This is a genomic window from Alloyangia pacifica, assembly GCF_020524285.1.
Classification (GTDB): domain Bacteria; phylum Pseudomonadota; class Alphaproteobacteria; order Rhodobacterales; family Rhodobacteraceae; genus Salipiger; species Salipiger pacificus_B.
Window position 1 is genome coordinate 80,257 of sequence record NZ_JAIVKX010000011.1, and the last position, 26,244, is coordinate 106,500.

21 protein-coding genes and 1 pseudogene are annotated in these 26,244 nt (G+C 68.1%); 13 read left to right on the forward strand and 9 right to left on the reverse strand.

What is annotated here, in order from left to right; genetic code table 11:
- Positions 1-10: 10 nt before the first annotated feature.
- The 9 genes from tkt to LC039_RS16235 all read left to right on the forward strand — a co-directional run bounded on the left by tkt (position 11) and on the right by LC039_RS16235 (position 8,660).
- A complete protein-coding gene (tkt, locus tag LC039_RS16200; RefSeq protein WP_226626340.1) occupies positions 11-1,993 on the forward strand; it encodes a transketolase in 1,983 nt (660 codons plus the stop codon).
- Between the two features lie 19 nt (positions 1,994-2,012).
- The gene (gap, locus tag LC039_RS16205) at positions 2,013-3,047 is read left to right on the forward strand and encodes a type I glyceraldehyde-3-phosphate dehydrogenase (protein WP_226626342.1); all 1,035 of its coding nucleotides are present in this window, start codon (positions 2,013-2,015) and stop codon (positions 3,045-3,047) included.
- Between the two features lie 21 nt (positions 3,048-3,068).
- Positions 3,069-4,148: a class II fructose-bisphosphate aldolase gene (gene fba, locus LC039_RS16210; RefSeq protein WP_226626343.1), complete on the forward strand. Its 1,080-nt coding sequence runs from the start codon at positions 3,069-3,071 to the stop codon at positions 4,146-4,148.
- A 26-nt stretch (positions 4,149-4,174) separates the two neighbouring features.
- A complete protein-coding gene (locus LC039_RS16215) occupies positions 4,175-5,635 on the forward strand; it encodes a form I ribulose bisphosphate carboxylase large subunit (RefSeq protein ID WP_226626345.1) in 1,461 nt (486 codons plus the stop codon).
- Positions 5,632-5,763, forward strand: coding sequence for a hypothetical protein (locus LC039_RS26870; RefSeq protein ID WP_264179574.1), 132 nt, complete (start codon positions 5,632-5,634; stop codon positions 5,761-5,763). Before LC039_RS16215 ends, LC039_RS26870 begins: the two co-directional genes overlap by 4 nt.
- The gene (locus LC039_RS16220) at positions 5,754-6,173 is read left to right on the forward strand and encodes a ribulose bisphosphate carboxylase small subunit (RefSeq protein ID WP_226626347.1); all 420 of its coding nucleotides are present in this window, start codon (positions 5,754-5,756) and stop codon (positions 6,171-6,173) included. Before LC039_RS26870 ends, LC039_RS16220 begins: the two co-directional genes overlap by 10 nt.
- Positions 6,174-6,292: 119 nt before the next feature.
- Positions 6,293-7,255 carry a CbbX protein gene (cbbX, locus tag LC039_RS16225; protein WP_226626348.1) on the forward strand — a complete coding sequence of 321 codons (963 nt, stop codon included), beginning with the start codon at positions 6,293-6,295 and terminating at the stop codon, positions 7,253-7,255.
- Positions 7,256-7,344: 89 nt separating this feature from the next.
- On the forward strand, positions 7,345-8,043 hold the full coding sequence (gene rpe, locus LC039_RS16230; protein WP_226626350.1) for a ribulose-phosphate 3-epimerase: 699 nt from the start codon (positions 7,345-7,347) through the stop codon (positions 8,041-8,043).
- A gap of 62 nt (positions 8,044-8,105) precedes the next feature.
- Positions 8,106-8,660: a thioredoxin family protein gene (locus tag LC039_RS16235; protein ID WP_226626352.1), complete on the forward strand. Its 555-nt coding sequence runs from the start codon at positions 8,106-8,108 to the stop codon at positions 8,658-8,660.
- 180 nt (positions 8,661-8,840) lie between these two features.
- Here LC039_RS16235 and LC039_RS16240 read toward each other — a convergent pair whose 3' ends face one another.
- The 9 genes from LC039_RS16240 to acsA form a co-directional block, all read right to left on the reverse strand.
- On the reverse strand, positions 8,841-10,208 hold the full coding sequence (locus tag LC039_RS16240; RefSeq protein ID WP_226626354.1) for an MBL fold metallo-hydrolase RNA specificity domain-containing protein: 1,368 nt from the start codon (positions 10,206-10,208) through the stop codon (positions 8,841-8,843).
- Positions 10,209-10,323: 115 nt separating this feature from the next.
- Complete coding sequence (locus tag LC039_RS16245) at positions 10,324-10,572, reverse strand: hypothetical protein (protein ID WP_226626356.1); 249 nt, start codon at positions 10,570-10,572, stop codon at positions 10,324-10,326.
- 595 nt (positions 10,573-11,167) lie between these two features.
- Positions 11,168-11,908 carry a calcium-binding protein gene (locus LC039_RS16250; protein WP_226626358.1) on the reverse strand — a complete coding sequence of 247 codons (741 nt, stop codon included), beginning with the start codon at positions 11,906-11,908 and terminating at the stop codon, positions 11,168-11,170.
- A 96-nt stretch (positions 11,909-12,004) separates the two neighbouring features.
- Positions 12,005-13,198, reverse strand: a complete 1,194-nt coding sequence (locus LC039_RS16255) for a hypothetical protein (RefSeq protein ID WP_226626360.1) — start codon at positions 13,196-13,198, stop codon at positions 12,005-12,007.
- A 386-nt stretch (positions 13,199-13,584) separates the two neighbouring features.
- Positions 13,585-15,657, reverse strand: coding sequence for a [FeFe] hydrogenase, group A (locus LC039_RS16260; RefSeq protein ID WP_226626362.1), 2,073 nt, complete (start codon positions 15,655-15,657; stop codon positions 13,585-13,587).
- A 67-nt stretch (positions 15,658-15,724) separates the two neighbouring features.
- A complete protein-coding gene (locus tag LC039_RS16265; protein WP_226626364.1) occupies positions 15,725-15,982 on the reverse strand; it encodes an acyl carrier protein in 258 nt (85 codons plus the stop codon).
- On the reverse strand, positions 15,979-17,127 hold the full coding sequence (locus tag LC039_RS16270) for a dihydrolipoamide acetyltransferase family protein (protein WP_226626366.1): 1,149 nt from the start codon (positions 17,125-17,127) through the stop codon (positions 15,979-15,981). The genes LC039_RS16265 and LC039_RS16270 overlap by 4 nt, the downstream gene beginning before the upstream one ends.
- Before the next feature lie 16 nt (positions 17,128-17,143).
- Positions 17,144-19,153 (reverse strand): pyruvate dehydrogenase (acetyl-transferring) E1 component subunit alpha, encoded by a 2,010-nt coding sequence (gene pdhA / locus LC039_RS16275; protein WP_226626368.1) that lies wholly within the window; start codon positions 19,151-19,153, stop codon positions 17,144-17,146.
- Positions 19,150-20,865, reverse strand: a complete 1,716-nt coding sequence (gene acsA / locus LC039_RS16280) for an acetate--CoA ligase (protein ID WP_226626370.1) — start codon at positions 20,863-20,865, stop codon at positions 19,150-19,152. Before acsA ends, pdhA begins: the two co-directional genes overlap by 4 nt.
- 442 nt (positions 20,866-21,307) lie before the next feature.
- Here acsA and LC039_RS16285 point away from each other — a divergent pair.
- From LC039_RS16285 to lon, 4 genes and pseudogenes are all read left to right on the forward strand, one after another.
- Positions 21,308-22,157: pseudogene (locus tag LC039_RS16285) on the forward strand (hypothetical protein); the annotation flags it as partial.
- A 220-nt stretch (positions 22,158-22,377) separates the two neighbouring features.
- On the forward strand, positions 22,378-23,124 hold the full coding sequence (locus tag LC039_RS16290; protein WP_226626373.1) for a response regulator transcription factor: 747 nt from the start codon (positions 22,378-22,380) through the stop codon (positions 23,122-23,124).
- 106 nt (positions 23,125-23,230) lie between these two features.
- Positions 23,231-23,635, forward strand: coding sequence for an Hsp20/alpha crystallin family protein (locus LC039_RS16295; protein WP_226626375.1), 405 nt, complete (start codon positions 23,231-23,233; stop codon positions 23,633-23,635).
- The gene (gene lon / locus LC039_RS16300) at positions 23,632-26,016 is read left to right on the forward strand and encodes an endopeptidase La (protein ID WP_226626377.1); all 2,385 of its coding nucleotides are present in this window, start codon (positions 23,632-23,634) and stop codon (positions 26,014-26,016) included. Before LC039_RS16295 ends, lon begins: the two co-directional genes overlap by 4 nt.
- Positions 26,017-26,244 lie beyond the last annotated feature (228 nt).

The window sequence follows — 26,244 nt, forward strand, 5'->3', positions numbered from 1 at the left end:
AGGAGACGACATGAACGTTCAGACCAAGGTCACCGCCACCGAAGACCTCATGGCCAATGCCATCCGCGCGCTGACCATGGACGCGGTGCAGCAGGCGAACTCGGGCCACCCCGGCGCGCCCATGGGCATGGCCGACGTCGCGACGGTGCTCTTCAACCGCTTCATCACGCTCGATCCGAAGAACGACCGCTGGCCCGACCGCGACCGCTTCGTGATGAGCGCCGGGCACGGCTCGATGCTGGTCTACGCGATCCACCACCTGCTCGGCTACGACGACATGCCGATCGAAGAGATCAAGCGCTTCCGCCAGCTCGGATCGCGCACCGCCGGCCACCCCGAGTACGGCCACGCCAAGGGCATCGAGACCACCACCGGCCCGCTCGGACAGGGCATCTCGACCACCGTCGGCATGGCGCTGGCCGAGCGCATGCTCAACGCCCGTTTCGGCGATGCGCTGGTGGATCATTACACCTATGTCATCGCCGGCGACGGCTGCCTGATGGAGGGCATCAGCCACGAGGCCATCGACCTCGCCGGCCACCTGAGCCTGTCGCGGCTGATCCTCTTCTGGGACGACAACGGCATCACCATCGACGGCGGCACCGAGCTTTCGACCTCGACCGACCAGCAGGCGCGCTTCCGCGCCGCGGGCTGGCATGTGCAGGCGGTGGATGGCCACGACAAGGAGGCCATCGCCGCCGCCATCGAGATGGCCCGCGCCGACGACCGCCCCTCGATGATCGCCTGCAAAACGGTGATCGGCTATGGCGCGCCGAACAAGCAGGGCTCGCATGACGTTCATGGCGCCCCGCTGGGCGCCGAGGAAATCGCCGCCGCCCGCGAGGCGCTCGACTGGTCGCTCCCGGCCTTCGAGATCCCGCCCGAGGTTCAGGCCGCATGGCGCGCCGTGGCCGCGCGCGGTGGCGAGGCGCGGCAGGGCTGGACCCGCCGGCTCGGGGATGACCCGCGGGCCGAAGCCTTCCGCGCCGCCTTTGCCCCCGTCGACCGCAACGCGCTCGACGCCGCCATCTGCGCCTACAAGCACCGGCTCTCGCGGGAGGCGCCCAAGGTGGCGACCCGCAAGGCCAGCGAGATGGCGCTGGAGGTGGTCAACGCAACGCTGCCTAACACCGTCGGCGGCTCCGCCGATCTCACCGGCTCGAACAACACCCGCACCAAGGGCATGCGCCCGGTGAGTGCCGCCGATTATTCGGGCGATTACATCTACTACGGCATCCGCGAGCATGGCATGGCCGCGGCGATGAACGGGATTGCCCTGCACGGCGGCCTCAAGCCCTACGGCGGTACCTTCCTCGCCTTCGCCGACTACTGCCGCCCGGCGATGCGTCTCTCGGCCCTGATGGGTGTGCCCGTCGCCTACGTGATGACCCACGACAGCATCGGCCTCGGCGAGGACGGCCCGACCCACCAGCCGGTCGAGACCATCGCCAGCCTGCGTGCCATGCCGAACATGCTGGTCTTCCGTCCCGCCGATGCGGTGGAGACCGCCGAGGCCTGGGCGCTGGCGATGGAACAGGACAGCACCCCCTCGGTCCTGTGCCTGTCGCGGCAGGGGCTGCCCACCGTGCGCAGCCGCCATGTGGAGACGAGCCTCACCGCCCGCGGCGCCTATGTGCTGAAGGGCCCGGCGATGCGCGACGTGACGCTGATCGCCACCGGCTCCGAGGTCGAACTGGCGCTCGCCGCCGCCGAACTGCTGGCCGTGGAGGGCATCAGCGCCGCAGTGGTCTCGGCCCCCTGCTTCGAGCTTTTCGAGCAGCAGCCGCCCGAGTACCGCGCCGAAATCCTCGGCGAGGCCCCGCGCATCGGCATCGAGGCCGCGGTCCGACAGGGCTGGTGTCTCATGCTGCGCCCCGAGGACGGCTTTGTCGGCATGACCGGCTTTGGCGCCTCGGCCCCCGCGCCGGATCTCTACCGCCATTTCGCCATCACCGCAGAGGCGGTCGCCCGCCTCGCCAAGAACCTGCAGTAAATCAGGAAAAGGATCAGGGATGACAGTCAGGGTTGCCATAAACGGCTTCGGCCGTATCGGGAGAAATGTGCTCCGCGCCATCGCGGAGTCGGGCCGCACCGACATCGAGGTGGTCGCGATCAACGATCTCGGCCCGGTGGAGACCAACGCCCATCTGCTGCGCTTCGACAGCGTGCACGGGCGCTTTCCCGGCGAGGTGACGGTGCGCGGCAGCACCATCGACCTTGGCCGCGGGCCGATCGAAGTGACCGCCCTGCGCAACCCTGCGGAGCTGCCATGGGAGGGCGTCGATGTGGCGCTCGAATGTACCGGCATCTTCACCGACCGCGACAAGGCGGCGCTGCATCTGCAGAACGGATCAAAGCGCGTGCTGGTCTCGGCCCCCGCCTCGGGAGTCGACAAGACCGTGGTCTTCGGCGTGAACCACCGCGAGTTGCACCCCGAGCATGTGGTCGTCTCGAATGCCTCCTGCACCACCAACTGCCTCTCGCCCGTGGCCAAGGCGCTGAACGATGCCATCGGCATCGAAAAGGGCTTTATGACCACGATCCACAGCTACACCGGCGATCAGCCGACGCTGGACACGATGCATAAGGACCTCTACCGCGCCCGCGCCGCCGCGCAGTCGATGATCCCCACCAGCACCGGCGCCGCCAAGGCCGTGGGCCTCGTGCTGCCCGAGCTGAACGGCAAGCTCGACGGCGTGGCGATCCGCGTGCCCACGCCGAACGTGTCGGTGGTCGATCTGGTGTTCGAGGCGGCCCGCGACACCACGGTCGACGAGGTCAACGCCGCGATCCGCGCCGCCGCCGACGGGCCGCTCAAGGGCGTGCTGGGCTACACCGACCAGCCCAATGTCTCGACCGATTTCAACCACGACCCGCACAGCTCGGTGTTCCACATGGACCAGACCAAGGTCATGGCCGGGCGAATGGTGCGGATCCTGTCCTGGTACGACAACGAATGGGGCTTTTCCAACCGCATGGCCGACACCGCCGTGGCAATGGGCAAGCTCATCGGCGCCGAGGCCCCCGCCTCGCTGCAAGACGCCTGACCGCCGAAGGGAGGAGACCCAATGGCACTCATCACCTTGAGACAGCTTCTCGACCACGCCGCCGAACAGGGCTACGGCGTGCCCGCCTTCAACATCAACAACATGGAGCAGGGTCTGGCGATCCTGCGCGCGGCCGAGGCCTGCGATGCCCCGGTGATCCTGCAGGCCAGCCGCGGCGCGCGCAGCTACGCCGGTGACATCATGCTGCGCCACATGGTCGAGGCGCTGGCGGAAATGTACCCGCGCAATCCGATCGTGCTGCATCAGGACCACGGCAACAACGACGCCACCTGCCTCTCGGCGATCCGCCACGGGTTCACCTCGGTGATGATGGACGGATCGCTTGAAGAAGACATGAAGACCCCCGCGTCTTACGACTACAACGTCGAGATCACCGCGCGGGTCACCCGCGCCGCCCATGCCGTCGGCGCCAGCGTCGAGGGAGAGCTGGGCGTTCTGGGCTCGCTGGAAACCGGCGAGGCGGCGGCCGAGGACGGCTCGGGCGCGGAAGGCAAGCTCGACCAGTCGCAGCTTCTGACCGATCCCGATCAGGCGGTGGACTTCGTGCTCGCCACGCAATGCGATGCGCTCGCCATCGCCTGCGGCACCAGCCATGGCGCCTATAAGTTCACCCGCGCGCCCGACGGCGACATCTTGTCGATGCAGACCATCGCCGCGATCCACGAAAAGCTGCCCGACACGCATCTGGTCATGCATGGCTCGAGCTCGGTGCCGCAGCATCTGCAGGATCTGATCAACGCAAGCGGCGGACATATGCCGCAGACCTATGGCGTGCCGGTGGAGGAGATCGAGCGCGGCATCCGCATGGGCGTGCGCAAAGTGAATATCGACACCGACTGCCGCATGGCGATGACCGGCCAGTTCCGCAAAGTGGCGACGGCCACGCCCGAGGAGTTCGACCCGCGCAAGTTCATGATCCCCGCGATGAAGGAACTGGAAGCGCTCTGCGCCGACCGTTTCGAGCGCTTCGGCAGCGCCGGGCAGGCCGGAAAGATCACCCCGATCAGCCTCGACGACATGGCCCGCCGCTACGCCAGCGGCGCGCTCGCCCCCCGCATCGCCGCCGACCGCGCGGCCTGAGACATCCTTAGGAGGAGGACCACCCCATGAACGACATGTCCACAGTCACCGACGCCAAGAAGCGCTACGCCGCCGGCGTGATGAAATACGCCCAGATGGGCTACTGGGAGCCGGACTACACTCCCGCCGACACCGACATCATCGCGCTCTTCCGGATCACGCCGCAGGACGGCGTGGACCCGGTCGAAGCCGCCGCCGCCGTCGCCGGGGAAAGCTCCACCGCCACCTGGACCGTGGTCTGGACCGACCGGCTCACCGCCTGCGAGAAGTACCGCGCCAAGGCCTACCGTGTCGATCCGGTGCCCAATTCCGAGGGCGAGTTCTTTGCCTATATCGCCTATGACCTCGATCTCTTCGAGCCAGGCAGCATCGCCAATCTCACGGCCTCGATCATCGGCAACGTCTTCGGCTTCAAGCCGCTCAAGGCTCTGCGGCTCGAGGACATGCGCCTGCCGGTCGCCTACGTGAAGACCTTCCAGGGTCCGGCCACTGGCATCGTGGTCGAACGCGAGCGGCTCAACGCCTATGGCCGCCCGCTGCTCGGCGCCACGGTGAAACCCAAGCTCGGCCTTTCGGGCCGCAACTACGGCCGCGTGGTCTACGAGGCGCTGAAGGGCGGGCTCGACTTCACCAAGGACGATGAGAACATCAACTCCCAGCCCTTCATGCATTGGCGCGACCGCTTCCTCTACTGCATGGAGGCGGTGACCCGCGCCTCGGCCGCCACCGGTGAGGTGAAAGGCACCTATCTCAACGTCACCGCCGGCACGATGGAGGAGATGTACGCTCGCGCCGAGTTCGCAAAGTCGCTGGGCTCGGTGATCATCATGATCGATCTGGTGATCGGCTACACCGCGATCCAGTCCATGGCGAAATGGGCGCGCGACAACGACATGATCCTGCACCTGCACCGCGCCGGGCATTCCACCTACACCCGCCAGCGCAGCCACGGCGTGTCGTTCCGCGTCATCGCCAAGTGGATGCGCCTCGCCGGGGTCGATCACCTGCACGCGGGCACCGTCGTCGGCAAGCTCGAGGGCGATCCGGCCACCACCAAGGGCTTCTACGACATCTTCCGCGAGGAAAAGAACCCGATGGCGCTCGAGAACGGCATCTTCTTCGACCAGGACTGGGCCTCGCTCAACAAGATGATGCCGGTCGCCTCGGGCGGCATCCACGCCGGGCAGATGCACCAGCTTCTGACCTATCTCGGCGAGGACGTGGTGCTGCAGTTCGGCGGCGGCACCATCGGCCACCCGCACGGGATCGAGGCCGGGGCCACAGCCAACCGCGTCGCGCTCGAGGCGATGGTCTTCGCCCGCAACGCCGGACGCGACATCTGGAACGAGGGGCCGGACATCCTGCGCGACGCGGCGCGCACCTGCACCCCGCTCAAGCAGGCGCTCGATACCTGGAAGGACGTCAGCTTCAACTACGCCTCCACCGACGCGCCCGACTTCGCGCCGACCCCCGAGGTCTCGGCATGAGCCGCCTGCCCCTCGCCCCGGGCGCCACGCCGCCCCTGCCGCTGGCGCACGCGCCCTCGGCCCCCCATCCCGCCACGCTGCCGACCCGGCAGAGCCAGACCGCCAAAGGAGATCCCCGATGCGCCTGAGACAAGGACAGTTCAGCTTCCTGCCCGACCTGACTGATGACGACATCCACGCGCAGGCCCAATACGCCATCGACAAGGGCTGGGCCGTGTCGGTCGAATACACCGACGACCCGCACCCGAGGAACACCTACTGGGAAATGTGGGGCCACCCGATGTTCGACAATCGCGACGCCGCGGCGGTGGTCTTCGAAGTCAACGAGTGCCGCAAGGCGCACGGCGGGAAATACATCCGCGTCATCGCCTTCGACAGCTCCGCCGGCTGGGAGTCGATCCGCATGAGCTTCATTGCCGGCCGCCCCGCCGAGGAACCCGGCTTCCGCGTCGTGCGGCAGGAGGGCGAGGGCCGCATCGTGCGCTACACGATCGAGAGCTACGCCATGCGCGAGCCCGAAGGCAGACGCTACGCCTGAGCCCGTTCCGCGTCCGTTCCTCCACGGGCGCGGGCCATGGGGGCGCCCTGCTCCAGCGCCATCAAGGCCCAGTCAGGGCGCCCCACCCTTCCGCTGTCCCCCCGAGTTCGGAGGCCGAAATGACCGAGACCCCGCAGACAGAGACCGAACTTCCGCGCCCCGAGCGCTCCCAGCGTCCCGCGACCGTCGACCTTGCCGCCGCCTTCGAAGAGAGCGGCGTGCGCGAGGTTCTGGCCGAGCTCGACGCCACGATGATCGGCCTCGCCCCGGTCAAGGCGCGCATCCGCGAAACCGCCGCGCTGTTGCTGGTGGACAAGGCGCGCCGGCAGATGGGGCTCGCCACCGAAACGCCGACCCTGCACATGTCCTTCACCGGCAACCCCGGCACCGGCAAGACCACCGTCGCGCTGAAGATGGCCGACCTGCTGCACCGCCTCGGCTACGTGCGCAAGGGCCACCTTGTCACCGTCACCCGCGACGATCTCGTGGGCCAATACATCGGCCACACCGCCCCCAAGACCAAGGAGGTGCTGAAAAAGGCCATGGGCGGCGTGCTCTTCATCGACGAGGCCTACTACCTCTACCGCCCCGAGAACGAGCGCGACTACGGCCAGGAGGCGATCGAGATCCTGCTGCAGGTGATGGAGAACAACCGCGACGACCTGGTGGTGATCCTCGCGGGCTACGCCGATCGCATGGACCGCTTCTTCGAAAGCAACCCCGGCTTCCGCTCGCGCATCGCCCATCACATCGAGTTCCCCGACTACAGCGACGACGAGCTGCTGCAAATCTCGCAGATCATGCTCGGCGCGCAGAACTACGCCTTCGACGAGGGCGCCCGTGCCACGATGGCTGCCTACATCGCGGCCCGCCGCAGGCAGCCGCATTTCGCCAATGCGCGGTCGATCCGCAATGCGCTCGACCGCGCCCGTCTGCGTCAGGCCAACCGCCTCTTCAACGAGGCAAGAGGCCCGCTTGGCGCCGAGGAACTTTCAACCATCACCGAGTCCGACCTCCGCGCCTCGCGTGTCTTCCACGGCGGGCTCGGCACCGACCGGCGCCTGCAACCGGCCGCCGAATGAGCTTTGTCTAGACCTAAATATCTCGGCGGAGTCCGCGGCACGCGGACGGGGGCAGCGCCCCCTCCTCCACCCTCACAAGGAGCCCGACCATGCCCTTCGACCGCACCGTGAAGATCGCGCCCTCGATCCTCTCCGCCGATTTCGCCAACTTCGGCGCCGAGATCCGCGCCGTCGAGGCGCAGGGGGCCGACTGGATTCACGTCGACGTGATGGACGGGCATTTCGTGCCCAACCTCACCTTCGGCCCGCCGCTGGTGAAGGCGATCCGCCCGCATATCTCGACCGTCATGGACGTGCACCTGATGATCGCCCCGGTCGATCCCTACATCGAGGCCTTCGCGGACGCCGGTGCCGACATCATCACCGCCCACCTCGAGGCGGGCGCGCACACCCACCGCACCCTGCAGGCGATCCGGGCTTGCGGTGCCAAGGCCGGCCTCGCGCTCAACCCCGGCACGACGGTGGAGGCCGCCGCGCCGCTGCTAGACATGTGCGACCTGGTCTGCCTGATGACCGTCAACCCCGGCTTCGGCGGGCAGAAGTTCATCCACAGCCAGGTGGCGCAGGTGCGCAGGCTGCGCGAGATGATCGGCGACCGCGAAATCCACATCGAGATCGACGGCGGCGTCGATCCCTCGACCGCCCCGCTGGTGGTCGAGGCCGGCGCCGACGTGCTGGTGGCCGGCTCGGCGGTGTTCCGGGGCGGCACGGTGGACGATCCGGCACCTTACGGGCAGAATATCCGGGCAATCCGCGCCGCCGCGCGCGGCACGCGCGATGCCGCCTGACCCGGACGGGTCTCCGACCAGATCCCGCCCTAGACCCGCCCTAGACCCAAGGAGCCGCTGCCATGGCCGTCTCTCCCCCCGTCTGCGATTTCGGCTGGCCCGCGCCCGGCTTCACCCTGCCCGGCACCGATGGCCGCACCTACAGCCTCGAGGAGCTGCGCGGCCCCAAGGGCACGCTGGTCATGTTCATCTGCAACCATTGTCCCTATGTGCTGGCGGTGCTCGACCGGATCCTGCGCGACGCCTGCGACCTTCAGACGCTTGGCATCGGCGTGGTGGCGATCAGCGCCAATGACGCTGCCGCCTATCCCACCGACAGTTTCGAGAACATGCAGAGAATGGCGCGGGAGAAGGACTTCCCCTTCCCCTATCTCCACGACGCAAGCCAGGAGGTTGCCCGCGCCTATGATGCCGCCTGCACGCCGGATTTTTTCGGCTTTGATGCGGGTCTCGGCCTGCAGTACCGCGGTCGGCTCGACGCCTCGCGCAGGGAGGCCGCGCCCGAGGGCACCCGCCGCGACCTCTTCGAGGCGATGAAGCAGGTCGCCGAGACAGGCACCGGCCCGCAGGAGCAGGTCCCGTCGATGGGCTGCTCGATCAAGTGGAAGGCCGCATGATCCGTCCTGCCTGACCCGGCCTGCGAGCAGGCGCCGAGCATCGCTCTGCCGCCTCTCGGACATGGGAGCACCGATGCTTCCGGCCCGCGATGCGGCGCCTTCGGCGGCCTCGCGCATGGCGTTCCGATCTGTGCGGCGACCCCAGGATCCCTTCTCGTGATCCACCCCGGGCGCGACGGCCTAGATCTCATATTCCGCCGCCATCCTCGGGCGATGAACCACCCCCTTCAGGTCCCGCGCGAAGGTCTCCATCGTTTTGGCTTCGCCATGCACAAGGAAGGTGTGCGCCGGAGACCCGAGACTGTCGTGCCAGGCTTTCAGCTGGGCGCGCCCGGCATGGGCCGAGAAACCGTTGATCGTGTGGATGCGCGCCCGCACCGGCACCTCGTGGCCAAAGAGCTTCACCGATTTCGCGCCGTCGATGATGATGCGGGCCAACGTCCCCTCGGCGGCAAAGCCGACGAAGATGATGCTGGCCGCGGAATGCGCGAGATTGTGGCGCAGGTGATGGCGCACGCGTCCGCCGGTGCACATGCCCGATCCGGCCATGATCACCGCGCCCGAGCGGACGGTGTTCAGCTCCATCGAGTCGCGCGCCTCCTGGGTGAATTCGAGGCCGGGCAGCCAGAAGGGGTCGCGCCCGGCATGGATCATCCGGGCCGGCGCAAGGCCCATGGCCTCGGGGTGGCGCCCGAAGATCCGCGTGGCGGAAATCGCCATCGGCGAGTCGAGATAGAGGCTCAGCCCGGGCGCGACCCGTCCCTGATCGAGGCCGGCGCGCAGGTACCACAGCAACTCCTGCGCCCGCTCGAGCGCGAAGGTCGGAATGATCACGTTGCCGCCGCGGGCACCGGCGTCGCGGATCGCATCGTAGAACTCAGCTACCGAGGCGTCGAGCGGCCGGTGATCGCGGTCGCCATAGGTTGTCTCCATCACCACGGCATCCACGCCGGTGGGCGGCGCGGGATCGTTCAGAAGGGCCCGTCCCCCCGGACCGATGTCGCCGGAGAACAGCAGACGACGATGACGGTCCGCCGCGGAAAGCTCCAGCAGGATCGATGCCGAGCCAAGGATATGCCCGGCCTCGAAGAAGGTCGCGGTGATCCCCGGAAAGAGATCGAGCGGCTTGCCGTATTGCGCGGTGCGGCCGAACAGCGCCACCGCGTCGAGCGCATCGAGACGATCGTAGAGCGCCTCGTGTTGCCCACCATGCCGCCGGTGGCGGCGCGCTTCCTCCTCATGCAGATGGGCCGAGTCCATCATCACCAGCCGGGCCAGATCGCGGGTCGCGCCGGTGGCGATGATCGGCCCGTCGAAACCCCGTTTCACCAGCAGCGGAATGCGCCCGCAATGATCGAGATGCGCGTGGGTCAGCAGCAGTACGTCGATCGTGGCCGGATCGAAGCCGAAGTCGGCGGCGTTCTCGTCGTGCAACTCATGCGCGCCCTGGAACATGCCGCAATCGACGAGGATGCGCTTTCCGGCAGCCGTGACCAGATGGCACGATCCGGTGACCTGCCGCGCCGCGCCATGAAACGAGACCTTCATTGCCTTCCCTCCTTGGCATCACGTCACGAAAATGCCGCTGCCCCGGCGCTGCCGATCACTCGGTATGGGTGTCCCTCACCTTGTCGATCCCGAGCGCCCTCCTCATCAGTTGCTCTTAGAACGGCACGGACGTTCCCAGCCGGACCTTGTCCAGAAAACACTTCTCGAAACTGATCTTGGCGCAGTGCACGCATTTGCCCGGCAAGGCCCAGTTCACGCCGTGCGGCGGGATCTGCGGCTGCGCGACGAAGGCGATGCCGGAATCGCCTAAATCCGCGGGGCAGATGGCCTTGCAACTGCCGCCCTCGCGCGGCGCGTTGCCCTCCATCAGAGCGGCGATATTGAGCGCCTTTGCCGTCACCATGCTCCATAGAAGGCCTTGGTCCCGGTGCGATTCGCGCGTTTGCAAGCCATTCGCAATGGGTGGCGGGAGAATCTGATCTCCGGCGGCAGATCGACCGGAAATTCCACCGGCATCTCCGGCGTCTCGCTGGGCGCAGCCGGCGGCGCCTCTTCCGGGCGCTGCGGTGCCTCGTTCGGAGGCGTGGGGGTTTCCTCGGGCTCCGGCGGAGTTTCCACCGGCGGCGGCTCTGGCGTATCGGCGAGCCGCAAATGGCGGTCCCCCGACCGTGGACCCTTGCGAGCGCGACGGGGCGGGCGCAAAGCGACCACGAGGTAAGTGCTTGGCGATCGCGGAGACACCACCGCCGCGAGAAGGGAACAGCCGCTCGGACGATCGGTCGCGCCGTGCAGGGGTCTCGGCAGGTTTCGCATTTCAGCCATGGGTTTGCCTCCCAGATATGAGCCAAGGGCCGGAGCGCGCCGAAGCTGAACATTCGAACGCGCGCGAAGCGCTCAGGCCATCCCGCGGGCGGTCCTTCCGCGCCTCGATAGGGCTATTCTGCCCGGTTCCGGGACTTTCGCCTTGTCTTGCATCAAGTCGTCCGGCAAGCGCTTGCTCAAAAGAGGAAATCTCCGTCCGAAAGCGCGGTCGCATCGACATTCAGCAGCAGGATGCTCATCTCGGCCGGGTGGTCCCCCGCGAGTGCACCGTCGGCATCGACATAGAGCATCGTATCGCCGCCCTGCTGTTCGGCCCAGGCGCTGTAGGCTGTCGGGCCAGACGCGAAGCCTACGACGCTGCCGATCTCGCTGAAGTCCACGAGATCAGTGCCGGGCTTGAAGTCGGTGATCGTTTCCTGCCCCCCGCCGGAGTGATCGTCTCCGCCGCCGCCCTCCTCATGTCCGTCATCCTCGCCGCTGCCATGGGCCGGAGCCTCGTTGGCGGCGCGGAACACGAAGATGTCTTCGCCCCGCCCCCCGGTAAGCGTGTCCGCCGCAAGGCCGCCCGCCAGACTATCGTTGCCGTTGCCGCCGTCGAGCAGGTCGGGGCCGGGGCCGCCTTCCAGGATATCCTCGCCGTTGCCGCCGCGCAGCGTGTCGGGGCCGCCCTGCCCGTAGAGCGCGTCCGGACCGTTGCCGCCCTCGACCTCGTCCGGGCCGCCGCCGGCGTGGATCACATCCGCGCCGTTGAACCCCAGAATGCGCTGCGGTCCACCACCGGTCTCGATGGCGTCCGGCCCGTTGGAGCCCAGAACGGTGACGGGCTCACGATCGTGCGGCTCCTCTTCGAGCGCGACGATGCCGCGCACCACCGCACGCCCCGGTGCCGATGCCGCGTGTTCGGATTTGCCGGTCATGTCTTCCTCCCAAGTCCATAGAAACCGCCGGTCGCGCCAGCCGGGCTGTAGGTGGCCACCCCTGGTGTTGCCGGGGGCAGCCACGTTCGCGAGGTTTCAGATAAGCAAGGCAGCGTCCTCGGGCGGAATGTCGGCGAAGTCGATCTCCTCGGCCGACCTTGCATGGATGAACTCGATCACCGCCCGCGAGTCATCGGCCGCCTGCGCGAAGTCGTTGACCCCCGAAAGCAGAGCGGGATCCGTCTCGAAGGTATCCTCCTCAGGCGTAGGCCCGGAGTTGATCACCAGCATCTCGTCCTCCCATTGCTGACCTTCGAAGACCGCGACGAAAACATTGCCGTAGGCAAAGTCGAGGTCGTCTCCCTCGACCTCGATCCAGCGCAGCCAGACGTTCTCGTAGGTGGTTTGCCGGTTGTATTCGTAAAGCTCGCCCGCGGCATCGCTGAAGTCGAAATAGTCGACCTCCCCTGTCCCGCTGTTGGCGACATTCACCCCCAGCGTGGTGTTCTCGTAGAGCATCGCGTCGAGCGTGATCTTGCCCTCCTTGCTCCATGCGGCACCAAGCAAGGCCGAGGGATCCCAGTCGGGATCGGTCATGTTGCCGCCCAGCAGATCGAGGAAGGGTTGCTCCCAGCCGGCGGTGACATCCGGCCACGCCCCCGCGGTGTCGCCCCCGGTGGTCATGAGATGCTGGTAGAGGGCGAGGTTCTCGAGCGGCGAGTCGATCGTCGCAAAGGTCGTGCCGCCATCGGTGCTGTACATGATCCGGCCCGCGGTGTCGGTGGTGATCTCGTCAGCCGTCTCGACCTTGCCGAGCGCCTCCTCCAGCGCGTGGGCCATGACCGAGGCCGGCGCGCGTGCGACGTTCGCGCGGTCGAGTTCCACCTCCTGCACGAAGGGCAGCAGGAGCGCCGGAATCTCGTAGTCGCCCTCGGCGTCCTCGGTGAAGTAGATCGGGAACGGATCATCCGGTTGCGCTGGGTCGATACCCACCAGCACCGGCTGCCCCTCGGTGTTGATCGTGTCGAGTTCCGGCTCGCCATTGCCACCGCCGTCTGTCGGATCGAGGTCGCGGAGCAGCACGTATTGGTCGCCGTACAGGTCGCCCTTCTTGGTCCCCGCTCCCGGCGGCTTTCCGCTCCCGTTGCCCTGCCCGCCGCCACCGTGGCCGCCGTCGCCATTGCCGTTCCCGTTGCCGCCGCCATTGCCCGTGCCGGAGCCACGCCCGACCGCCGCCGCCAGTTCCGCGGAGACTGAGGGGAGGACGGGATCATTGATGAATTTACGCATTTTGAGACCCTCCGAATTTTGACCTCCGGAACGTTTCACGGCGCGAGGGAGAGCGTCATTGACGCCGGTCAACGGCCAGGGCGCAGGCGTTCCGGCTTCGGAAAAGGCAAGGATGAAAGTACCTTGACCCTCTCCTCCCCCAAGAGGGCAGATTGCTGCCTAAAAACATGCGGATTCCGGAATTCGATGCCCCGGCCTCCGGCTTCAACCTCCATCAGCGCTCGTGAAAAAAGCTGGTCAAAAAAACCTGCGCAGAAGCCGCTGAAATCGGTCGGCGCCACCGCACTTCGGGCGTTTGAAGGCATGGTGGCCGCACAGCCGGGCCTCGCCTTCCGCAGCGACTCGGCAAATCGGCGGGCCCCGCTCACAGCGCCGGGGTGCGGGCTTCAGAGGATGCGGCGCCGAAGGCTGCGGATCACCGTCTGCTTAGTGCCTTCAGTTTCTATGGAACAAAGGTCGACTTGAAACCTGCTGCGGCTGCCGTCGGGTGCGAGAACCGTAAGCTCATCGATGTCAGCGGCGGACGCCATCCGGTGCCGAACAAAAGACCCACCATATTTTCGTGGCGGAAGGGTGCGACCGATAAAGGCCGCAATCCGATCCGCACCTGCGATGTCGCCAAACTCCGAAGCGGTCGACCAGACCCCCTCCGGATGGAACAGCTGCGCGGCCGCCGCCCCGTCCCGCCGGTCGACACAGTCAAGGAAGCGCATCAGCAGCGAGCGTCGGGAGTTCCGGGCGGCATAGCGGGTGTGAAGCAACAGGTGGGCCGCCGGGGAATTCGGTGCCCCGAGTTCCGACGCATAAAGCGCCCGGACATCCTTGTTTTCGTAGGACCTGCGGCGGGGCGCTTCGGCATCGACGGCGTAGATGGCCGCCGCGCGTTTCCGGAGGATATCCGGGTCCATCGACTTCGGCTCACCGCCGCCCCCGAGACAACCCCCGACGCAGGCCATGACCTCGATGGCCACGAAGTCGCTCCGCCAACTCTCTCCCTCGAGCATGCGTTGGGCCGCGGCGATGCCATTGCACACCGCGACCGTGCCGACACCGGGTATGGTCGCGGTCTTGATGCCCTCGCCGACCCCGCGCAGCGCCTGCCACTCCAAGGGCAGGTCATGGTCCGCGCCCTTGAGGTGCGCCGCCGTGCGGACCATGGCTTCCATGACCCCGCCCGAGGCACCGAAGATCTGAGCCGCGCCGGTGCTCTCGCCAAGCGGGCTGTCGAAGTGACCGTCCTCGGAAAGCGACGCGAAGGGAATGCCCCGCGAGCGGATCATCCGGGCCAGCTCCCGGGTCGTGAGCACTTGGTCGACGTCGCCGGACATCCCGGGCCGAGCGGACTCGTCCTTCTTGGCGGTGCAGGGCATCACGCTGACGACATAGGGTTCTGCCCGGCCCTCGGCGAAATCGGCCCCGAGGGACCGCGCAAAGCCGCTCCGCTTGGCAATCGCGCCGTGCATCTGCTGCGGGGATTTGGTCGTGCTCAGATGCGGCAGCAGCTCCGGGCGGTTGAGCTCGACCCAATTGACCCAGCCGGGGCAGCAGGAGGTGAACAGCGGCAGCCCGGTGCCGGCCTGAAGCCGCGCCAGAAGCTCGGAGCCTTCCTCCATGATCGTGAGGTCGGCGGCGAAGTTGGTGTCGAAGACGTAGTCGAATCCGAGCTGCCGCAGCGCGGTGATCAGGCGGCCCGTGCTCACCGTGCCCGGCGCCAGCCCGAACTCCTCGCTGATGGCGATCCGCGTTGCCGGGGCGACCTGCACCACGGACACGCGACGGTGCCCGTCGAGCGTCTGCAGCACCTCATGCCAGTGCGGGGCTTCGATCAGGGCACCGACCGGACAGACAAGCGTGCACTGGCCGCAGGAAATGCACTTGGTCTCACTGAGGGGCGTGTCGAAAACGGTGACGGGCCGGCGATCGAATCCCCGGCCGGCAAAACCGATAATGAATTGCTCCTGCACGGCCTCGCCACAGACATCCGCACAGAGGCCGCACTCGATGCATTTCGACAGATCCCGCCAGATGCTGGGCGAGGTGTGATCGCTCGACAGGACATCGCCCGTGTCCGCCGCACCGGCGGGAACCTTGGGCCAGAGATCCTCCCACTGGTTTTCGCGCACAAGAGTCTGGAGTTGGCAGGCGCCATCGATCTCGCAGCGCAGGCAATCGTTCGGATGGCGCGCGAGCAGCCATTGCGCGTCCGACCGCCGGAACGCCTGAAGGGCGTCGGTGTCCGTCTCCACTCGGTCTCCGTCCCTGGCCACGGCGCGGCACGCGGGTTGCGGGTCGTCTTCGCCCGAAACCTCCACGAGGCACATGCGGCAGGCGGCATGGGCCGGCAGGCCGGGGTGGTGGCACAGCGTCGGGACGTGCACGCCTGCCGCCCGCGCCGCGTCGAGCAGGGTCGCGCCCTCCTCGACCGAGACTTGCCGTCCGTTCACCCGAACCGTGATCATCCGCTCGCGCCTCCCCGCCCCAGCCTAGCAGATCCGCGCCGCGATGCCCCCTTTCCCCTGGCCGAGGTCATCCCTGCCGTGATGCTCCTGCCGCCTGCAGGTAGGGCACCGCCAGGGCCAGCGTGGCGATCTGCGGGTAGTCGGCCTCGGGGATGTCGATCCCGAGCTGGTCGTGCAGCGCCGCCACCAGGTTCAGCACGTCCATCGAGTCGAGCCCGAGATCGCGCTGGATGTGATCTTCCGCGCCGAGACTGCCCGGGTCGATGTCGGGTGCCACGCCGACAAGCGCGTCGATGAAGGCACGGCGCATCTCTGTCTCTGTCATAGGCCCTCCGGCGTTGCGATCTGCTTTTCAAAGGCGGCGAGAAAGCGCGCCGCCTGCCGTCCGTCACTGACCCGGTGATCGGCGGAGACGGTCACGGTCACGACGTGGCGCGGGACGATCGCTCCCGCCACCACCCAGGGTCGAAGCTGCGGCGCGCCGATGCCGACCAGCGCCACCTGCGGCGGAAAGATGACCCCGGCCATGGCCTCGGCACCGGTCTCGCCAAGGCTCGAGACGGTGATCGTGCCCTCGCTCATTTCCGAGCCCCGCAGCCGCCCGGCACGGGCGCGCATCACGAGATCCCGCATCCCGGCCATCGTTGCGGGAAGATCCAGCCTTTCCGCACCGATGAGCGCAGGGGCGACCAGCCCGCCGCCGCGCAGCGCGACCGCCACGCCGACATTCACCCCGGGTGCCGGGTGAAAGGCCTCGTCGCGGTAGTGCCCGTTCATCACCGGAACCGCCCGCGCCGCAAGCACCACCGCGCGGACGAAGAGCGCGCCAAGCAAAAGCCGCTCGTCCGGTGGCCGGTCCGCGTTGCGCGCACTCAACCAGTCCCGCGCGGGCTGCACATCCATGGTGGCCGAGAGGTAGAAATGCGGAATCTCGCGTTTGGCCCGGGTCATCGCCGCGGCGATCGCCCGGCGCATCTCGGTCTGGGCGTCGGCACGCGGGACCGGTTGCGGCATGACCTCGGCGGGCGGGACGACGTCTGCGAGAAGGATCGCGCCGCCCGGGCCGCTGCCGGTCAGCCCCGCAAGATCAACCCCGAGATCGCGCGCCCGCATCCGCGCCGCCGGCGAGGCGGCAGGACCGTGCGGCGTCTCCGGCGGCAGCGGGGACACCGGCTGCGCGGTAGGCGGCTTCGGGTGCTGTGGCTCGGGGCCGCGCTCGGCGGGGCGATCTTCGCCCGGCGCAAGGATCAGCGCGAGGGGCGCTCCGACCGGCACCTCTGCCCCGACCTCGGCGCGCAGCTCGTCGACCACGCCGTCCTCGAAGCACTCGATCTCGATCGCGCCCTTCTGGGTCTCGACCACGGCCACGACGTCACCGCGAGACACCCGGTCGCCCGGTTTCACCAGCCATTCGGCCAATGTGCCGGCCTCCATGTCCGAGCCGAGCGAGGGCATGGTGAAGAGCCCCATCAGCCACCTCCCACCATCAGCCGCCCCCCAGCAGGGCGCGGGCCGCCGCGACGATCGCGGGCACCTGCGGGATCGCCGCCTGCTCGAGATGCCGGGCATAGGGGATCGGCACTTCGGCCGAACAGACCCGGCCGACCGGCGCATCGAGCGACCAGAATGCCTGCTCCATGATCCGGGCGGAGACCTCGGCCGCCAGCGCGCCGCTGCGCCAGCCCTCGTCGACGACGAGCGCCCGGCGGGTTCTGGACACCGAGGCGATGATCGTCGCCTCGTCGAGCGGGCGCAGGCTGCGCAGGTCGATGACCTCGGCGGAGATGCCCTCTTCCGCCAGCGCCTCGGCGGCCTCCAGCGTCTTGAACAGGGAGCCGCCGTAGGTGATCAGGCTGAGATCCGTCCCGGCGCGCCGGATGGCGGCCGAGGCGATCTCCACCGCACCCGCGGCGCTGTCGATCTGGCCGCTGCGGTTGTAGAGCATGACGTTCTCGAAGATCAGCACCGGGTCAGGATCCTGCAGCGCGGTCCAGAGCATCCCCCGCGCGTCCTCCAGCGTTGCCGGGGCGAGCACCTTCAGCCCCGGGATATGCGCGTACCAGCCCTCGAGGCTGTGCGAATGCTGCGCCGCCAGCTGCTTTCCCGCGCCGGTGGCCATGCGGATCACCAGCGGCACGCCGAACTGCCCACCCGACATGTGCCGCAGCGTGGCGGCCGAGTTGAGGATCTGGTCGAGCGCCAGCAGCGAGAAGTTCACCGTCATCAGCTCGACGATGGGCCGCATGCCGGCGGCGGCGGCCCCGATCCCCGCGCCCGTGAAGCCGCTCTCGCTCAGCGGTGTGTCGCGGATGCGGGCCTCGCCGAACTCCTCCAGCAGCCCCTTGGAGACGGCATAGCAACCGCCGTAGGCCCCCACGTCCTCACCCATCAGGAAGACGCGCTCGTCGCGGCGGAGGGCGTCGCGAAGACCGAGCCGGAGTGCCTCGCGATAGGTCATCTCGACCAGGTCTCCGGAGGACGCAGGAGCTGGCGGTGGCGCGGGCGGCGGGCCCAGCACATGGGCAGTGAGCATCTCTACCGGCTCCCAGCTCCCGGCCTCGGCATAGGCCTCGGCATCGGCGATCTCGGCATCGACCTGCTGCTCGATCTCGGCCACGTCCGTTTCGTGGATCAAGCCGGTCTCCAGCAGCCAGCCGCGGAACTTCACGATCGGGCCCTGCTGTCGCCAACGCTTGACCTCCGCCTTGTCCCGGTAGAGCTGGGGGTCGAACATGGAATGCGCCCGGAAGCGGTAGGTTAGGCATTCGAGAAACTGCGGGGCGCCGGTCTCGCGGATCCGCGCGATGGCGCCACGCGCCGCGACCTCGACGGCGACCACATCCATGCCATCGACCTGCCGCGCCTCGATGCCGTAACACGCCGGCTTGCGCGAGATGTCGGTGAGCGCCTCGGTCCGGGCCAGCGCGGAGCCCATGGCGTAGCCGTTGTTCTCGCAGACAAAGAGCACCGGCAGGTGCCACAGCGCCGCGAGGTTCATCGCCTCGTGGAACTCGCCCTCGGCCACCGCCCCCTCGCCGAAGAAGCAGGCGGTGACGCAAGCGCTGTTCTGCATTCGGTCGGCCAGCGCCAGCCCCGTCGCAAGCGGCAGACCGCCGCCGACGATGGCATTGCCGCCGTAGAATTTCCGCGCCGCATCGAAGAGGTGCATCGAGCCGCCACGTCCGCCCGAGCAGCCCTCGGCCTTGCCGTACATCTCGGCCATGACGGCGGTCATCGGCACGCCGCGCACCAGCGCGTGGCCATGCTCGCGGTAGGTCGCCACGATCCGGTCGCGCGGTTCCAGCGCCGGGATGACCCCGGCCGCAACGGCCTCCTCGCCGTCGTAGAGATGCAGGAAGCCGCGTATCTTTTCCTGCGTGTAGAGCTCGGCGCAGGTGTCCTCGAACCTGCGGATCCGGACCATCTGCCGCAGCAGCGAGAGCACATGCGCCCGGTCGAGTCTGGGTTTCGTAGCGCTGGTGTCCGAGGGGCTCATGACTCGTCCGTCTCCAGCGTGGAAATATCTCCCTCGGGCAGACCCAGTTCGCGGGCCTTCAGCAGGCGGCGCATGATTTTCCCCGAGCGGGTCTTGGGCAGGGTCGTCCGGAAGATCACCTCGCGCGGGGCCACCGCGGGCCCGAGCCGCGCCCGGGCATGGCCGCGCAGCGCGCGCTCCAGGTCCTCGGAGGCCGAGAAGCCCGGGTTGAGCGTCACATAGGCCTTCACCACCTCGCCCGCCGTCTCGTCGGGAATGCCAATGACGCCGGCCTCGGCAACGGCGGGATGTTCGATCAGGGCGCTTTCCACCTCGAAGGGTCCGATCAGGTGACCGGAACTCTTGATCAGGTCGTCGGCGCGGCCGACGAACCAGAAATACCCGTCGGCATCGCGCATAGCGAGATCGCCGCTGAGGTACCAGCCCTCCACGAAGCACTTGTCGTAGCGCGCCTGCTCGCCGAGGTAGGCGCGCATCATCGACGGCCAGCCGGGGCGCAGCGCCAGCTCGCCGACCTCGCCGTCGCCGAGCGCGCGCAGCCCGTTGCCGCCCCCCTGCATGATACCGGCTTCGATGCCCGGCAGCGGCCTGCCCATCGAGCCGGGCCGCACCGCCATCCCCGGCCGGTTGGCGATCATGATGCCGCCCGTCTCGGTCTGCCACCAGTTGTCGTGGAAGGGCTGGCCGAAGACCGCCTCGGACCAGGTCACCGCCTCGGGGTTCAGCGGCTCGCCGACGCTGGCCAGAAAGCGCAGCGAGGAGAAGTCGTAGGGCGCCGCCGCTTCCGTGCCGGAGCGCATCATCATGCGGATCGCGGTGGGGGCGGTGTACCAGACCTCGACCTTCTCGCGCTGGACGGTTTCGTACCAGCGCTGCAGGTCGAACTCCGCCTCGTCGACGATCATCCTCACGCGGTTCACCAGGGGCGCGATGATGCCGTAGGAGGTGCCGGTGACCCAGCCCGGATCGGCGGTGCACCAGTAGATCGTGCCCGGCGTCAGATCGAGCGCCACGCGCCCCGAGAAGGCATGGTAGAGCACCGCGCCGTGAACGTGCACGGCGCCCTTGGGGCGGCCCGTGGTGCCCGAGGTGAAATGGATCAGCGCCGGGTCTTCGGGCCGCGTCGGCACCGGTTCGAACACGGGCGCCGCTGCCGCCAGTGCCGAGCCAAGCGCGACGCAGCCCTCGGGTGCGTCGTCTCCGAGGATCAGCACCAGTCGCAGAAAGGCCATCTGATCGCGCCAGGGCGCGATCTTGCGCCGGTAGAGCGCTTCGGTCGTCACCAGCACCGTCGCGCCGCCGATCTCCATGCGCGTGCGGATCGGCTCGGGTCCGAAGGCGGAAAACAGCGGCGTGAACACCAGGCCGGCCTTCAGCGTGCCAAGCGCGGTGACGTAGAGTTCCGGCACCCGCCCCATCAGCGCGTAGACGCTGTCGCCGCATGTCAGCCTATGCGCGCGCAGGACATTCGCGAAGCGCGCCGTCTGCTCGGCAAGCTCGGCGAAGGAGAGCGTCCGCCGTGCCCCCTCGGCCCCGAGCCAGAGCAGGGCGGTCTCCGCGCCATGCCCATGAACGACGTGACGGTCCACCGCCTCGTAGGCGATGTTCACGCTGCCACCCGGGGCATCGATCAGCCCGGGCACATCGGACCAGGGCGCATGCGCACCCTCTGCCGGACCCGAGCGGGCTTCGAGCTTTTCGCCCTGAGACATGGCCTCCTCCCGAAGCCGTCTTCCCCTCTACGTGCTAGGTCTAGCGGTTTTCCCACCGCGCCGGTTGACGGCCGTCAATGCGCGCGGGGCGCCGCTCGGGTATGCACGCCACTCCGAGGTGATCTCATTCCAGGGCGATAAGCGGCCCGCCGAGGGCGTCGTCCCGCAGGCCTGCCGAGGGCATCAAGGTCTGCTGTCAAACGATCCCTACCCCTTCTCTCTTCGGCGGCGTGAAACGCACAGCCTCGGGACGCCATGCGGGAAAACTCCGGAATTATCAGTATCGACCGTGAAAAGACCGCGACGCTCGGGCTTGCGCTGGCGGGCCTCGTGGCGGGGATCTGCCTGCACCTCTTGGGCCATCCCGCGGTCGCCCGTAGCGCCTGGATTGCCGGCACCCCGCCCGACCTCGCCGCGGCGGACACTGCCGACGATCTCAAGCAGCGGCGCGGCAAGCCCGGGCGAGCCCTTCGACATGCTCGCGACGCGTCGAGGAAAGCACTTATGCGGGCATCGTCCGACTGGTCGAGGCAGCGCAACGCTCGAAGGCCCCGATGGCGCGGCTGGCGGACCGCTGGTCGCTCGGGTTTCTGCTGGTCGCGGTCACCATTGCCCTCGCGGCCTGGTGGACCACCTCGGACCCGGTGCGCGTGGTGGCCGTGCTGGTGATTGCCACCCCCTGCCCGCTCATCCTTGCGGTGCCGGTAGCGCTTGTGGCCGGCCTGTCGCGGGCGGCGCACTACGGGGTGCTCGTGAAGCGCGCGCAACCGCTCGAGGCGATGGCCCGCACCCAGACGCTGGTGCTCGACAAGACCGGTACGCTCACCGACGGGCAACCGCGGATCACCGGGATCGAGAGCGCCGGGCCGTTGACCGGAGACAAGGTGCTGCGGCTGGCGGCCTCGCTCGACCAGGTCTCCAAGCATCCCGTCGCCCAGGCCGTTGTCGACGCTGCCAAGAGCCCGGGGGGGGGCTTGCAACCTCGACGGACAGGCATGAGGCGCCGGGCGAAGGCGTTGCGGGCACCGTCTAGGGACGCAACGTCCGGGTCGGAAGGTTCGAATACGTTCACACCGCGCCCGAGGCGCCCGGCGCCCGCCCGGAGGATCGCCCTGCAAAGCGTGGTGGCGGGGATCGGCCTGTCGGTGATCGGCATGGTCGCCGCGGCGCTGGGATATCTGGAGCCGGTCGAAGGTGCCTTGCTGCACGCGTTGATCGACGTGGCGGTGGTCCTCAATGCGCTCCGCGCCCTGCGCAATGCGCCGCAGGGCGCGGAGCAGTCACCCGCCTAGCGGGGCTTCAGGAGTTTTGAGGCAATCCGATCAATCGCAGAAGTCTTGCCCAGACTGGGAGGGGGAAGCCCGATGTCGAATGGCAATTATCGTTATTTATAATAGGGTTGAATCGAGACTTTCCCGCGCACGATTAAGTAGAAATTGGACTTCATTTCCGTAGGGCGTTCAGCGCATTCCGACTCTTTGGTATTCTGTTACCACAGCAAAGGGTGCGGAGATGGCGACCGTTACGATTCTTGTTGCCGACGAAGACCGGTGCGTGCGCGACGCCCTGCGCACCGCATTCGAGGCCGAGAACTGGAGTGTGCGTGAGGCTTGCGATCGCGCTACCCTGTTTGACGCGCTCGAGGCGTATCAGGTCGATCTGGTGACGCTGGATCTGGTCCTCGGCGCTGAGGACGGACTTCCGATCGCTCATGCGTTGCGCGAAAAATGGGACATTCCCATCCTGATGATCTCGAGCAAGACCGCCCCGGAAGATCGCATCCGCGGGCTCGAATGCGGCGCGGACGACTATATCGTCAAGCCGTTTCATATTCGGGAAGTTGTGCTGCGCGTCCGAAAAGCGCTCGAGCTCTACCGACGCGAGATTTCGGACCATGCGATCATCCTCTTCGATCACGCCATCTTCGATGCAAAGCGCGGAGTTCTGACCAACCTCAACGGGAGCTCTGTCGACCTGACGGGGCTCGAGCGGAAACTGCTCGCGCTCTTCGTGCAACACCCGGGCCGCATCCTGACCCGCGACGAGATCTGCCAGGCCCTGCACGGGCGGAGTTGGTCACCCGAGGACCGCACGATCGACGGGCACGTTGCACGGCTCCGCCGCAAGATCGAACCGACCGCCAGCAGCGCGGACAGGCTGATCCGTTCGGTACGCGGGGTCGGCTATGTCTTCACCGGCCGGGTCAGGCTCGCGCGCGAACAGGCTCTGCCCGCGCGGAAGCGGGGTGACGGCGCTTAACGGTCGCCATCGAACGCACGGCACCCCCGGCGCGATGGATTGCGCCCCGACAATGCCGCGGCCTCCGACCCGTGTCAGTCTCGTGGCATCGGCCGGAGGCCAGCGCATGATCTCGAAATCGATTCAGAACCGAATGCTCGCCGATGCCCTGCACCGGCTGGGCCGCCTGGACGAGTTGCGGCAACTGGCGTTCGGGCTCGGCCCGCCGATGACCTGGGAGCCGCCGCTGGACCTCATAGAGACCGCAACGGAGCTGGTCGCCTATGTGGTGCTCCCCGGGGTTGATCCCGACTCGGTCGAGATCGAGGTCGCCGGCGGCGCGCTGACCCTGCGCGGGCTTCGCGCGCGCCCGCCGGAGCTCGGAACCTCGTCGATTCTGCGGCTGGAATTGCCCTGGGGGCGCTTCGAGCGCCGTGTGACCATTCCCGACATGCCGTACCGGGTGAGCCGCGAGACTGCGCCGGGCTGCCTCGTCGTCCGGCTCGTCAAGCTTCCGGAGGCCGCGACATGACCGAAACGAACATGCCCACCCCCGGCGAGCCTGCCTTTGCGATCCCCGAGGATGGGCTGATCCTGCTGCCGGTACGCAATTTCGTCGGTTTCCCGGGCACCGTCTTTCCGCTCGCCATCGACCGTCCGGTCTCGATCGCAGGCACCGAGCGGGCGCTGCGCGACGAATTGCCGATCGGCATCATCCTCCAGCGCGCCCCTGAGGACGAGGCCCCCGATGCCGCGGGCCTCCACCCCATCGGCTGTGTCGCCGAGATCCTGCGCTACGTGACCACCCCCGATGGCGGCCACCACGTGATCTGCCGCGGCAGCGCCCGTTTCCGCCTGCTGGAGCTTCTTCCGGATGCGCCCTTCCTCGTGGCCCGGGTCGCGCCGGTCGAGGAGATTCACGATCCCCGCCCCGAAACCGAGGCCCGGTTCCTGCACCTGCGCGAGCTGGCCGTGCAACTCCTGCACATGCTGCCCGAGGCCCCCGAGGGCCTTGCCGAGTCCGTGGCCCAGATCGACGAGCCCGGCTACCTCGCCGACCTCGCGGCGGGCTATACGGACATGTCCACCGAGGAGCGGCAAGCGCTCTTGGAGACGCCGGAGATCTCCGACCGCATCGAGGCGATGACCCGGAAACTGAGCCGCCGGGTGGAAGTGCTGCGCATCACCCGCGAGATCAGCGAACAGGCCCGCGAGGAGCTCGAGGGCCGCAACCGCGAGGTTATCCTGCGCGAACAGCTCGCCGCCATCCGCCGCGAGCTCGGCGAGACCGGTGCGGGCGGGGGCGAGGACGTGGCCGGGCTCTCGAGCGCCGTGATGGCGGCAGGCATGCCGGAGGAGACCGAGAGGCACGTGCTTGCCGAGCTTGGCCGCTACGAGGGCATGGCCCCGGGCAGCGCCGAAGCCGCCATGCTGCGCAGCTGGCTCGACACCATCCTCGACCTACCCTGGCGGCTGCCCGAGGAGACCAGCATCGACCTCGCCGCGGCCCGGCAGACGCTGGATGCCGATCACTACGGGCTCGAAAAGATCAAGGCCCGCATTATCGAGTATCTTGCGGTGCGCCGCCTCGCCCCTGCGGGCAAGGCACCGATCCTGTGTTTCGTCGGGCCGCCCGGCGTGGGCAAGACCTCGCTGGGCCAGAGCATCGCGCGGGCGCTGCATCGGCCCTTCGCGCGGCTCAGCCTCGGCGGCGTGCACGACGAGGCGGAAATCCGCGGCCACCGCCGCACCTACGTCGGCGCGATGCCCGGCATGGTGATCCAGCAGATCCGCCGCGCCGGGGCGCGCAACTGCGTGCTGATGCTCGACGAGATCGACAAGCTCGGCCACGGGCTCGGCGGCGATCCCTCTGCCGCGTTGCTCGAGGTGCTGGACCCGGCGCAGAACGCCAGCTTCCATGACAACTACCTCGGTACGGATTTCGACCTGTCGCACGTGGTCTTCCTGTGCACCGCAAACACGCTCGAGACGATCCCGGCACCGCTGCGCGATCGCATGGAGATCATCGCGTTGGCAGGCTATCTCGAGGAGGAGAAGCTGGAGATTGCCCGGCGCTACCTCGTCCCGGCGCAGCTTGCCGCGACCGGATTGACGGCCGAACAGGTGCGGATCGAGGATGCTGCGCTTCATGCGCTCATCCGCGGCTACACCCGCGAGTCGGGAGTCCGCGGCCTCGAGCAGAAGATCGGCGCGCTGCTGCGCCACGTGGCGGTCAGCTTCGCGGAAGGCAGGACCGAGGCCAAGACCATCTCCGAGACCGACCTGCCCGGAATTCTCGGCCCCGCGCGCTTCGAAAACGAGATCGCCCTGCGGACCAGCCTCACGGGGGTCGCCACCGGGCTCGCCTGGACGCCGGTCGGCGGCGACATCCTGTTCATCGAGGCCAGCCGGGTGCCGGGCAAGGGGCGCCTGACCCTCACCGGCCAACTCGGCGAGGTGATGCGCGAGAGCGCGCAGGCCGCCGTGACACTGGTCAAGGCCCGGGCCGCGACCCTCGGGATCGACCCGCAGCTGTTCGAGACCTCCGACATCCACGTCCACGTCCCCGCCGGTGCGACTCCCAAGGACGGGCCGAGCGCCGGCACGGCGATCTTCGCGGCGCTGGCCTCGCTCCTGCTCGACCGCAAGCTGCGCAGCGATACGGCGATGACGGGGGAAATCTCGTTGCGGGGGCTGGTGCTGCCGGTGGGTGGCATCCGCGAGAAGGTGGTTGCGGCGGCGACCGCCGGGATCACGCGAGTGCTCCTGCCCGAACGAAACCACGCCGATCTCGAAGACATCCCCGAGACGGCCCGTCGGCGGGTGAGCTTCGTCTGGCTGAAGACGGTGGACGACGTGCTGGCCAATGCGCTCGAGCCCAAATCGGACAAGGAGGCGGATACCGCCGCCTGACCGCGGCGACTCCTTCGAAAACTCACCCGGCCCCCACGTACCGGCATTCCCCGCCCCCGCCGGTTGACAGCCATCAATGCACACGAGGCAAAAAAGGATCATGGGTGGGAGGCTTCGCGGATCAGCTGTCCCTGAGTCCACCCCGGCACCCCAACCGGGCCCGCGAACACCGCCGCCGACTGGCCCTGCTTCCGTTCCAAAGGTCCGTCGGCGGCACTTCGACAAGAC